Source organism: Candidatus Binatia bacterium (genome assembly GCA_036382395.1).
Lineage (GTDB): Bacteria > Desulfobacterota > Binatia > HRBIN30 > HRBIN30 > JAGDMS01.
Window position 1 is genome coordinate 1 of the sequence record DASVHW010000326.1, and the last position, 10,994, is coordinate 10,994.

Here is a 10,994-nt window from a genome sequence, read left to right on the forward strand (position 1 = left end):
TTCACATCGTCGATGACGAACTGCATGCTGTCGGTGGTGTCGATGACCAGCGCAACATCGAGACCCACCTTGCGCAGCCCGCCGATGTAATCGCCGAAGCCGCCGCCCAGCCCGCCAACGGCGCCGGAGCCGAAGGACAGATGCGTGGAGACCGTGTCCAGGTTCGGGCCCGTTCCGAGCTTGGGGCCGATACCGCCAATCCGCGGCATCTCGGGTGGACGCACGCCCTGAATCACCGGGCCACTGGGTGCGGCCCTCTGCGGCAAGGCCTGCTCCATTTTCAGGACGCCGGCCAGATCTTTCAGCGACGGCGCGGCATCGAGTTCGTTGGTGCTGGCCGCGGTCTGGTCGACGACTTTGACGCGAATCTCTTGGGCTTTGCGAATGACCGTCAGGGTCACAGTCGCGAAGACGAATAGCAAGCCGATGTGAAACGCGATGGAGAACGCGAACCAGCGGACGCCGCCGAACCGGTGGCCGGCCCACGGATCAAAGCGCGACGGATCAGGGAGGCTGCGCGGCGGAGGCGCCGGATCCGGCATCGCCCTCTCAGCTCCCTTGCCGCCGCTCCGCCGCGATGGCGATCTGCGTGGCCCCGGCCTTCTGCGCAATGGCCAAGATCTTGACCGCGTCGCCGAAGAGCACCTCACGGTCCCCTTCGAGGACCACCGGTATGTCCGGACGCGCGCTCACCAAGCCGTGGATCACGCCCTCGAGATCCTCGTACGCGGTCAGGGTGCTGTTGATGTAGATGTCGTGGTTCGGCGTCACCGTGATGGTGACCTCGCGCGGCTGTGAGGAGGTGCTGTCCACCTCGGGCAAACTGATCTTGGCCCCGGATTCCACCATCGCCGCACTGGTCACCATGAAGATGATCAGCAAGACGAGGAAGATATCAGTCAGCGGCGTGATGTTGATGTCCGACATGATCGGCGAGCGCGCCCGCCGTTTCAGGCTACCGAGCGCCACTGGACTGCCTCCCAAGATGGATGGCGTCGAGGACGCGATTCGAGGCGATGGTGAGCGCGGCTTCAATGCGCTCAATGCGAGTCTGGAAGTAGTTGTAGAAGATGACGGCGAGGATGGCGACCACGAGCCCGAGGGCGGTGGCAATCAGGGCTTCGGAAATGCCAGCCGCGACGACCGAGAAGCCGCCGCTGCCCATGATGGCCATGTTGTGAAAGGCCTTGACGATACCGACGACGGTGCCGAACAGCCCGATGAAGGGGGCGCTGCTGCCAATGGTCCCCAACACCCACAGCGGACCCTTGAGCGCTTCGAGTTCTTCAAAGCGCTTATCTTCGGTCAGGCCAGAGAGGTATTCCATCGAGTCGGACTGATGGCGCGCCAGCACGTCAGCGAAGATGCGCCCGGCCGGGGATGTCGCTTGACCCTGGCTGGCCCGCAGCGCCGTATTGAAATCCCCACGTTCAAGGGGCGGGCAGATGGTGCTAGCGAGAGACAGACTGCCGGAAACCAGATTGCGCAGGGACCAGACGCGCTCCAGGACGATGCTCAGCGTGACCACCGAGAACAAGATCAACGGGTAGGTGGCGATCCAACCCGTCTGAATCATATCGAGTACGCTCAAGCCTTCCACGTGAGAAACCTCCTATTTCGATGAAGCGTGCGAGCCAATCCAGCGTTCCGCTTTGTCACTGCTGTCCTTGTGAGATGGGGATTGTGTTCGTGTATAAGCTACTAGGACCCCTGTCAATTTGGCAAGCGTCATTTCCGACCCCGGGCTGACCGCAGAGCGCGGTCGGTTGACTCGGTCCACCCACTTCCATAGCCTACCTGCCGATGCTGGTCCGCCGCACTGCATGCACAGTAGCTGTGGGACTGACGGTGTTGCTGACGGCGGGATGTTCGGCCCGGTCCCGCCCGGCGCCGCCGCTGATCGATGTGCGCAAGTTCGTCGATCTCTCTTACTCGTTCGGCCCGGACACCATCTACTGGCCCACGGCCGAGTCCTTTACCCTGACCCCGGTGTCACATGGCCGCACGCCACTGGGGTACTGGTACGCCGCCAACAACCTTTCCATGGCCGAACACGGCGGCACCCACATGGATGCGCCCATTCATTTCGCCGAGGGTGGCCACACCGTTGATACGGTCTCCCTCCACTCCTGCATAGGGCCGGCGGCCGTGATCGATGTTCGTATGCAAAGCGCGGCGGACCGTGACTACCGCCTCACGGTTGACGACATCAAGGGATGGGAGCGACGCAACGGACGTCTTCCTCCCGGTGCCCTCGTCATCATGTGGAGCGGATGGGGAAAGTTCTGGCCGGACAAGCTTCGCTACCTCGGGACGGACCAAAAGGGGGACGTCGGCCACCTGCATTTCCCAGGCTTCTCAAAAGAAGCGGCGGAGTTCCTGGTCAAAGAGCGTGACGTCGCCGCCATCGGGGTCGACACCGCCAGCATCGATTACGGCCAGTCCACCGACTTCATGGTCCACCAGGTCATCAATGGCGCCGGCAAGCCTGCCTTCGAGAATCTGGCGAACGTGGATCGGCTGCCTGCAAACGGCGCAACCCTGATGGCGCTGCCGATCAAGATTGCCGGCGGCAGCGGCGCGCCGGCGCGCATCGTCGCCATCCTGCCATAGCTGGTTCATGGTCAGGGGGTCGCTACTGACATGGGCGCTGACCGCGGCGCTTGGGATGCTGCTCCACGCTTGCGCTGAGCCAACGCCCTCTCCCACGGCGCCATCGGCTCCCAAGGTCACTTTCCAAGACGTCCGCTACGACTTCGGTGTTGCGGATCAGGGAGCGAAGGTCACCCACACCTACCGGTTCAGGAACACTGGTGGCCTCGATCTGAATGTTGACAATCTGCGGACGTCGTGCGGCTGCGCGGCGGCAGTGACCTCGGCTCGCACCCTTCCGCCCGGAGGTGAAGGAGCGATCGAGGTGGTTTTCGACACCACGGACTCCCTCGGGGACCAGAGCAGAACCATTACCGTCTATTCCAATGACCCGGCCCAGCCGGTGAGCACGCTCACGCTGAGCGGCCGCGTCGACGCGGACGTCGCTGTCGATCCGCCACGACTGTACGTCGGCCACGTGATTCGCGGCCAGACTGCATCGAACAGCGTACGCATCGTCGGTGCTGCCGCGGCTGCTTCGGTGGAAACCCGGGGAAATGTAATTGCAGGGACATTCAGCCCCGCCCCGCCGGGCGGCGGCAGCAGGCGGCTGCAAGTTGCCGTCAAGCAGGATGCGCCACTCGGCAAATTCGAGGAAACCGTCGCCCTCCACACCGGCAACCAGCGGCATCCGCTTCTGACCGTGCCGATCACCGGCATAGTGGACGGTGATGTCGTGGTCTCACCGGCGCAGCTGAGTTTTGGCGTGACCGCGCCGGGCGCCGGGGCGTCACTGATGCTCGGCCTGCACAATCGCGGCAAGCAGCCGGTGCACATCAGAGCCGTTCATCTGACGCCCGCGGTCGGTGTCGCAGCCGTGACGACGGTCCGCGACGGCGAGGACTACCGGGTGACGGTCACGCTGAGCGCAGGTCTGCACCCAGGGAAGATTTCCGGGACGCTGGACGTGGACACCGATCATCCCGAGCAGCCACACATCCTCGTGCCGTTCTCGGCCCGGGTGGCGGAGAAGTCGTAGTGGCGAACGTCAAACATAGAGAGCTGCGGCCGTATCGGTTCCCGGCGGGCAAACGATTCGACGTTGTCGGCTTCGGCCTGAGTAGCGTCGACCATCTCTGTATCGTCAATCGCCATCCCCGCCTGGATTCGAAGCAGCAGATTGTAACTTACGACCAGCAGCCGGGCGGCCAGGTGCCCACGGCGCTGGTGGCGCTGCAGCGCTGGGGTTTGCGCACCGCGTATGTGGGCACCTTCGGCGATGACGCCGGTGGCGCCTCGTCGCGTGCCGCGCTGGCAGACGAGGGCGTTGACCTCTCGGCCTGCGTCACCCGCCACAACACGCGCCAGCAAGTGTCGGTGATCCTGATCGACGAAGTATCGGGAGAGCGGTCGGTGTTGTCGGAACGAGTCCCTGAGCTGGTGCTGCATGCCGACGAGCTGCCGCGCCAGTCGTTGACCAACGGCAGCGTCCTGCTGATGGACGCCGTCGACATGCCGGCAGCGATTGTCGCGGCACGGGCTGCGAAGGACGAGGGCATCCTGACGGTGCTCGACACCGACACGCCAGCGCCCCGGATCGACGAGCTACTGCGACTGACGGACGTGTTGATCGTCGGCGCCGAATTCCCGGCGCGACTCACCGGCATCAGCGATTTGCGCAAAGCCTTGCGGCACACCGCCAAGCGCGGTCCGTGGTTCGCCGGCGTCACCCTCGGCCCCGGTGGTGCGCTGGCGCTGGTGCACGGTGCGTTGCACTACGTTCCGGCCTTCCGCGTGCCCGTCGTTGACAGCACTGGCGCCGGCGACATCTTCCACGCCGGCAGCATCTACGGACTGCTGCAAGGGTGGCCGGTTCCGGACATCCTGCGGTTCGCCTCGGCTGCCGCCGCGCTCAAGTGTGAGAAGCTGGGCGGCCGTCCCGGCATTCCGAGCTTGGAGCGTGCCACCGCTCTGGCGCGTTCAGGCTGAGGAACGTCGCTCATTGCCCTTCATGCGGCTGGGTCGCTGCCTCGAGCGACCGCAGCCCTATTGCGCCGTTCTGCCTCTGTGTCCGTTCTGCCTCTGTTGACCCGGACAGGGCGTCGGCATAGGACGACACGGGAGGCAGTGAGATGCGATTCGGACTGAATGTCGGCTACCCCGGCGCTCGAATGACCATCAACATCGAACTGGTCAAGGAAGCCGACCGCCTGGGGTTCCATTCGGTCTGGTCCGCTGAGGCGTATGGGTCGGACGCCGTGACGCCGTTGGCCTGGATTGCGGGCCAGACGCAGCGGATCAACCTGGGTACGGCAATCATGCAGATGCCCGCCCGCACCCCGGCCATGACGGCAATGACGGCGACCACGCTCGATCAGCTTTCCGGTGGTCGCTTCTTGCTCGGCCTCGGCCCCTCCGGCCCGCAAGTGGTCGAAGGGTGGCACGGTGTGCCCTACGGCAAACCGCTGGCCCGCACGCGCGAGTACGTCGAGATCGTTCGCCAGATCTGGGCGCGAGAACAACCCCTCCAACATCAGGGAGTGCACTACCAGATTCCGTACAACGGTCCCGGCTCCTCAGGTTTGGGCAAGCCGCTCAAGAGCATCCTGCATGGCCGGCAAATTCCGATCTATCTCGCCTCCATCGGGCCAAAGAGCGTCGAGCTGACGGCGGAGGTCGCCAATGGCTGGATACCGGTGTGGTATTCGCCCTATCGCACGAGTGTCTACCGCGACGCTTTAGAGGCTGGGTTCCGCAAAGCCGGCGGCGGCAAGGGCGTCCACAACTTCGACATTGCACCGGCGGTAGCCGTGGTGCTGGGCGACGACGTCGGCGCGTGTTTGAGTTTCATCAAGCCGGTACTGGCCCTCTACATCGGCGGCATGGGCGCGCGCGGCAAGAACTTCTACAACGACCTCGCATGCCGCTACGGTTTCGAAGAAGCGGCGAAGAAGATCCAGGACCTGTACCTCAGCGGGAAGAAGGACGAGGCCGCCGCGGCGGTGCCGGATACGCTCGCAGACGAGGTGTCGCTGGTCGGACCAAAGGAGCGTATCCGTGATCGTCTGGCTGCCTGGCGCGAGTGCGGCGTGACGACGTTGATGTGCGGTTTGATGCAAATCGAAGCCGTGCGGGCGCTGGCAGAGATTGGAGCGTAAGAGAGCGATGACGTCACTGCCGCTGGCGGATGTTCGTATTCTCGCCTTCACCCAGCTGGGTGCTGGCCCCTATGCCATGACCATGCTGGGCGACCTGGGTGCCGAGATCATCAAGATCGAAGATCCGACGATCGGCGGCGACGAGGCGCGGAGCGTCCCGCCGTATGCCGCCGATGGCGACAGCCCGTACTTCCAGTCGTTCAACCGCAACGCCAAGTCGCTGACGCTCAACCTCCGCACGCCTCAAGGCCAGGAGGTGTTCCACCGTTTCGCGCGCGTGTCGAATGCCGTCTACGCCAACGCGCGTGGCGACTTGCCGGCAAAGCTCGGGCTGGATTACGCCAGCTTGAAGGAGTTCAACCCGCGCCTCGTCTGTTGTTCACTGTCGGGGTTCGGCAAGACCGGTCCGCGCGCCGCCGAACCGGGCTACGACTTTCTCATGCAAGCACTGGCCGGCTTCATGAGCGTCAGCGGCGATCCGGGTTCGCCGCCGACGCGATGCGGCGTGTCCGTCGTCGATTTCTCCGGCGGTCTGACCTCGGCCGTGGGATTGTTGATCGGTTTGTTGCGTGCGCGCGAGACCGGCATCGGTTGTGATGTTGACGTCAGCTTGCTCGACACCGCGATCTCGATGCTCAACTACCTCGCGGTGTGGAGCTTGAAAGGCTACCGCCTCGAACGCCAGCCCGACTCCGCGCACCAAACGCTGGTGCCCTCACAGAACTTCCCGACCCAGGACGGCAACATCGTCATCATGTGCATGAAGGAAAAGTTCTGGCAGCGACTGGCCGATCGGATCGGGGTGTCGCATCTGAAAGACGATGCGCGCTTTCGCACGATTCAGGACCGCCTCACGCACCGCCATGAGCTGATTCCCTTACTCAAAGAGGTGCTGCGCACCAAGACCACGGATGAGTGGCTCGGGGTCCTGCGCGGGCACGTGCCGTGCGCCCCGGTGTACAGCGTCGAACAGGCGCTCCAGGATGAGCAGGTGTTGGCACGGGAGATGGTGACCACCGTCGAGCACGCCCAGTTCGGCCCCCTGCGTCAAGTCGGCTGTCCCATCAAGATCGACGACGTGCGGCCGCGCTATAAGCCAGCCTCACGGCTGGGCGCCGACACCGACGAGCTGCTGCACGAGCTGCTCGGTCTGTCGCACGTGGAGATCGAACGCTTGCGGGAGCGCGGCGCCATCTGAAGACAGTTGAGAGCTGGTGGCGCGGGCGGCCGCGACATCGGTTCGATTGCGAAGGGTGAATAGGTTACGAAATCTGGCCCGCTTCATTTCGGACCACATCGAGTCTGCGCCGGGTTCTCATTGCCCTTTGAACTGCGGCTTGCGTTTACTGAGAAACGCCATTACGCCCTCACGGAAGTCTTCCGTATCGCCGAGGATCCGCTGGGAGTCGCGCTCCAGATCGAGTTGCTCGGATAGCGTGTTCAGCTCCGCAGCGTCGAGGGCGCGTTTGATGTGGCCGAAACACTGCCGAGGCCCCGCCGCAAGGCGCCGCGCGATCCGCTGCGCCTCCTCCATCAGCATATCGTCAACGACGCATTTCCAGATCAGGCCCCATTGCTCGGCTTGCTGGGCTGTGAGCCGGTCTCCGAGCAAAGCGAGGCCGCGGGCCCGCGCACGACCAAGCAGGCGAACGAGGAAGTACGTACACCCCATGTCGGGCACCAGCCCCAGCTGCGGCCCAAACACCTGGACGAACTGCGCTGAGCGCGCCGCGACGACGATGTCGGCCACCAACGCCAGGCCGACGCCGCCGCCAGCCGCGACCCCGTTGACGGCCGCAATCAGCGGCTTGGCCAACGCCGCGAGGTCGCGCACCAAGGGGTTGAAGCCGCGGTCCATGGATCGATGAATGCCCTCGCCGATGGACAGGCCTGGTTCCCGATCGCCGCCGGCGCCGAGATCGGCACCGGCGCAGAATGCCCGTCCCGCACCCGTCAGGATCAAGACCTGCGTACCCTCGTCGTGCGCCACGTCCGCGATGACCGCGCGCAGCTCATCGATCATCTGCTGGTTGATGCTGTTGAGCACAGCGGGCCGGTCGAGCGTCAGCACGGCAGTGCCATCCGTGTTGCGGGTCAGCTTCACAGTCTCGAATGTCATCTGCGGAAATCCTTTTCGGCGGCGAGGTACGACCGCCAGGGACGGCCTGACGGATCGGGAACGGCGAATTGACGTCCACCGCTGATCGATAGTCAGCAGGGCCGCTGACCGGTCACCAACCACGCCGCCGACGGCATGCGCACGCCCTGTGGCGTCGCAAACGGCGCGATGGCATCCCGCACCGACTCGGCCACCCGTGCGCGCACGTCATCCTCGGCGTCGCGCAGCAGCCGTCCGAGCGGTCCGATGTGGACCAAGAAATTCGCGGTTTCGTCGAGATTCTGGCCTCCGCCGACGCTCAGAGGTTCGTTGAGCGCTTCGATATTGAGCGCGGTGAAGCCGGCGCCCGACAGGATGTCACGCACGCGGTCGGCGTCGGCAAAAGCGAACGGCCCCGGAGCATCGGGTGCAGGCAGCGGCGGCGGTGGGATGTGTGGCAGTGCGGCCCTCAAGGGAACATGCATCCAAGGGTTGCGCTGCAGTCCCTGCCAACAGACGAACCCGACGCGGCCGCCCGGCCGCAAGGCGTCGCGGAGGTTGGCGAACGCCGCTGCCGGATCGATGAAAAACATCACCCCGAAACGAGAGAACAGCACATCGAAGCTGCCCGGTGAAAAGCAATGCGTTTGCGCGTCGGCATTCTCGAATCGTACCTGCGTCACGCCGGCCTCACGTGCGGCCTGGCGTGCCCGCTCGAGCATCACCGTCGAGATGTCGATGCCGGTCACCGTGCCCGCCGGGCCCACGCGGCGCGCCAGATCGAGAGTGGAGTTGCCACAGCCACAGCCCACGTCGAGCACGCGTTCTCCGGAAGCCACGCCGGCGCGTTCCATCACGCGCTGCCCCAACGGACTGAGCTGGGTGTCGAGAAGCGGCTGCAACGCCACCCATTTTTGCCCGGCCAGCTCGTTCCAGTACTGGATCTGCTCCGCATTCGGTCCGGCGGGCTCTAGTGTCGTCATTGTTCTCCCCTCTTCTGCCGAAACGCTGTCTTCAGTGTACGCGAAACTCTTGCGCACATTCCACCTCGCGATCGACCTGAACGGTGGTGTGGTCGATGCCGAAACGCTCACACAGCCGCGTCTGAGCGGCGTCGATGATCGAGTGCGGTTCGTTCTCGCCACAGATCACGAGATGCGCGCTCAGGTGATACCGGCCGGAGGTCAAGCTCCAGATATGGAGGTCGTGTACCTGGCGCACGCCCTCGATGCCGAGCAAGCATTGCTCGACGTCTTCCACGCGCAAGCCCCGCGGCGTGCCCTGCATCAGGATGTCGACTGAATCGCGGATGATTTCCCAAGAGCTGTAGAGAATGAGCAGCCCGATCCCCACGCTCGCTATCGGATCGGCGACGTACCAATCTGCCACGAGGATAGCGATGCCGGCAAGGACCGCGCCGACCGAGCCCAGGGCGTCCCCCAGCACGTGGACGAAGGCTGCGCGCACGTTCAGGCTTTCCGCCTGCGAGCGGCGCAGCACCACCAGGCTGACGAGGTTCACAGCGAGACCAATCGAGGCGATGGCGATCATGCCCGCGCTCTTCACCAGCGGTGGATCCAGAAACCGGTGATAGGCTTCGTACAGGATCAGGCCGACAATCACCCACAACAATAGGGCGTTGGCCAGTGCGGCCAGGATTTCCACACGGTGGTATCCGAACGTCTTGCTGGCCGTCGGCGGGAACTGCGCCAGCCGGATGGCGAACAGGCTGAGCCCGAGGGCGGCGACGTCGGCAAGCATGTGACCGGCATCGGAAAGCAACGCCAGGCTGTTGGTGAGCATGCCGCCGCCGAACTCCACGAGACAGTAGCTCGCGGTGATGACAAGCGTCAGCGTCAGATCACGGCGGTTGCGTTCGAAATTGCGGTCGGTCACGCTTGGCAAGCAGTGTTGGGTTCCGATGAGAGACGAGCGGAAACGAACTACTTCCCCTCTTTCACTTGGGCTTTCCAATCGAGAATGCGCGCTTTAGCGGCCCAGGCTTCCGCTTCCGGGACATTGCCCGAACGCTGGAAGATGCGGGACAGATTGGTGTAACCGAGCTGATCATCGGGACTGATTGCGACGACGTTCTTCGCGGCCTCGATCGCCTCAGGCCACAGCTCTTTGTCGGCATACGCCATCGACAACCCTTCCCAGACGTCGGCGAAGGTCGGATCGAGGGTCAACGCCTCTTTATACTTGCTGATGGCCTCGTCGAGCTTGCCGTCGGCAACGCAGTCCACCGCTTGGCCGTACAGTTCCGCGCTAGTCGGCATTGCTGACAAACCTATCGGAAGCACTGGCTGGGCTCAACCCCACATGCGTGGCCTGTGGCCTCGATGCGGCGCCCGCAGTCATCCCATCATCGCATTGTGGCGAGGTGCGCCGCCTGCTAGTAAATTTACGAACTGGTGCAGGGGAGGTCCCGCGTTGGATCTCCCCTTTTCGTATTGATACATGTTGATGACAAACGCCGATTGTGAACGGGCGGTGCAGCATCTGCGCGCTGCCGTCGATACCGCCCCCGCGCACGGGGCCGCCGACAGACGCCTGTGGCGGGTGCGCGGGCTCAAGGGCGGGGCGCGGGCGTTTTTCGTCTGGCGCCTGCTCAGTCAATTTCCGCGGCCGGCCCTGATCGTGCAGCCGTCGGCCAAAGAGGCGGAAGCTTTTGTCGAAGCCCTGCGCTTTTTCTACGGCGAAGATGAAAGCGCGCCGCCGTTCTCGCGGCGCATTCATTATTTCCCGGCATGGGACGTGGTGCCGTTCGAGGATCTGTCGCCGACGTCCGAGACGGTCGCGGCCCGGATCGAAGGCCTCTACCACCTGCGGCAAACCCAACACCCCATCGTCGTCACGACGGCAGAGGCGCTGCTCCAGCGCGTGCCGCCGCGGACGCCGTTCGCCGAACGCCTCCGCTATCTCGTGGAAGGAGACGCCATCGATCTCGACGCGCTGGCGCAGCAACTCGATGACTGGGGGTACCGCCGCGTGCCGCTGGTGGAGGATCGCGGCGACTTCGCCATCCGTGGCGGCATCCTGGACATCTTCCCGCCGGCGCACCCACAACCGTTGCGCATCGAATTGGTGGGCGACGTCATCGAAGCCATCCGCGAGTTCGATCCGGTCAGCCAGCGCTCGCTGGC

The 10,994-nt window shown here is 64.3% G+C and carries 13 protein-coding genes; 6 read left to right on the forward strand and 7 right to left on the reverse strand.

Annotated features, from left to right (window positions below; all coding sequences use genetic code 11):
* The 3 genes from VF515_15410 to VF515_15420 all read right to left on the reverse strand — a co-directional run.
* Positions 1 to 542, reverse strand: a 542-nt coding sequence (locus VF515_15410) for a hypothetical protein (GenBank protein HEX7409017.1), incomplete at its 3' end; no start/stop codon positions are given.
* A gap of 7 nt (positions 543 to 549) precedes the next feature.
* The gene (locus tag VF515_15415) at positions 550 to 969 is read right to left on the reverse strand and encodes a biopolymer transporter ExbD (protein HEX7409018.1); all 420 of its coding nucleotides are present in this window, start codon (positions 967 to 969) and stop codon (positions 550 to 552) included.
* Positions 956 to 1,600 carry a MotA/TolQ/ExbB proton channel family protein gene (locus VF515_15420; GenBank protein ID HEX7409019.1) on the reverse strand — a complete coding sequence of 215 codons (645 nt, stop codon included), beginning with the start codon at positions 1,598 to 1,600 and terminating at the stop codon, positions 956 to 958. The genes VF515_15415 and VF515_15420 overlap by 14 nt, the downstream gene beginning before the upstream one ends.
* 236 nt (positions 1,601 to 1,836) lie before the next feature.
* Between VF515_15420 and VF515_15425 the strand changes: the two genes are divergently transcribed.
* From VF515_15425 to VF515_15445, 5 genes are all read left to right on the forward strand, one after another.
* Positions 1,837 to 2,613 (forward strand): cyclase family protein, encoded by a 777-nt coding sequence (locus tag VF515_15425; GenBank protein ID HEX7409020.1) that lies wholly within the window; start codon positions 1,837 to 1,839, stop codon positions 2,611 to 2,613.
* 55 nt (positions 2,614 to 2,668) lie between these two features.
* Positions 2,669 to 3,631 (forward strand): DUF1573 domain-containing protein, encoded by a 963-nt coding sequence (locus VF515_15430; GenBank protein HEX7409021.1) that lies wholly within the window; start codon positions 2,669 to 2,671, stop codon positions 3,629 to 3,631.
* Complete coding sequence (locus tag VF515_15435) at positions 3,631 to 4,581, forward strand: PfkB family carbohydrate kinase (protein ID HEX7409022.1); 951 nt, start codon at positions 3,631 to 3,633, stop codon at positions 4,579 to 4,581. Before VF515_15430 ends, VF515_15435 begins: the two co-directional genes overlap by 1 nt.
* Before the next feature lie 143 nt (positions 4,582 to 4,724).
* A complete protein-coding gene (locus VF515_15440; GenBank protein ID HEX7409023.1) occupies positions 4,725 to 5,750 on the forward strand; it encodes an LLM class F420-dependent oxidoreductase in 1,026 nt (341 codons plus the stop codon).
* A gap of 7 nt (positions 5,751 to 5,757) precedes the next feature.
* Complete coding sequence (locus VF515_15445) at positions 5,758 to 6,948, forward strand: CoA transferase (protein HEX7409024.1); 1,191 nt, start codon at positions 5,758 to 5,760, stop codon at positions 6,946 to 6,948.
* Positions 6,949 to 7,065: 117 nt separating this feature from the next.
* On the opposite strand, the gene VF515_15450 is transcribed toward VF515_15445, so the two are convergent.
* From VF515_15450 to VF515_15465, 4 genes are all read right to left on the reverse strand, one after another.
* Positions 7,066 to 7,869, reverse strand: coding sequence for an enoyl-CoA hydratase-related protein (locus VF515_15450; protein ID HEX7409025.1), 804 nt, complete (start codon positions 7,867 to 7,869; stop codon positions 7,066 to 7,068).
* A gap of 92 nt (positions 7,870 to 7,961) precedes the next feature.
* Positions 7,962 to 8,831: a class I SAM-dependent methyltransferase gene (locus VF515_15455; GenBank protein HEX7409026.1), complete on the reverse strand. Its 870-nt coding sequence runs from the start codon at positions 8,829 to 8,831 to the stop codon at positions 7,962 to 7,964.
* A 31-nt stretch (positions 8,832 to 8,862) separates the two neighbouring features.
* A complete protein-coding gene (locus VF515_15460; protein HEX7409027.1) occupies positions 8,863 to 9,744 on the reverse strand; it encodes a cation diffusion facilitator family transporter in 882 nt (293 codons plus the stop codon).
* A 47-nt stretch (positions 9,745 to 9,791) separates the two neighbouring features.
* Positions 9,792 to 10,127 carry a tetratricopeptide repeat protein gene (locus VF515_15465; GenBank protein HEX7409028.1) on the reverse strand — a complete coding sequence of 112 codons (336 nt, stop codon included), beginning with the start codon at positions 10,125 to 10,127 and terminating at the stop codon, positions 9,792 to 9,794.
* A 187-nt stretch (positions 10,128 to 10,314) separates the two neighbouring features.
* On the opposite strand from VF515_15465, the gene VF515_15470 reads away from it, so the two are divergent.
* Positions 10,315 to 10,994, forward strand: a 680-nt coding sequence (locus VF515_15470; protein HEX7409029.1) for a transcription-repair coupling factor, incomplete at its 3' end; no start/stop codon positions are given.

Bases quoted from the DNA above. Each gene is read 5' to 3' on its own strand.
- VF515_15455 (HEX7409026.1), bottom strand. From the start codon at position 8,831: ATGACGACACTAGAGCCCGCCGGACCGAATGCGGAGCAGATCCAGTAC.
- VF515_15450 (HEX7409025.1), bottom strand. From the start codon at position 7,869: ATGACATTCGAGACTGTGAAGCTGACCCGCAACACGGATGGCACTGCC.
- VF515_15465 (HEX7409028.1), bottom strand. From the start codon at position 10,127: ATGCCGACTAGCGCGGAACTGTACGGCCAAGCGGTGGACTGCGTTGCC.
- VF515_15445 (HEX7409024.1), top strand. From the start codon at position 5,758: ATGACGTCACTGCCGCTGGCGGATGTTCGTATTCTCGCCTTCACCCAG.
- VF515_15440 (HEX7409023.1), top strand. From the start codon at position 4,725: ATGCGATTCGGACTGAATGTCGGCTACCCCGGCGCTCGAATGACCATC.
- VF515_15430 (HEX7409021.1), top strand. From the start codon at position 2,669: ATGCTGCTCCACGCTTGCGCTGAGCCAACGCCCTCTCCCACGGCGCCA.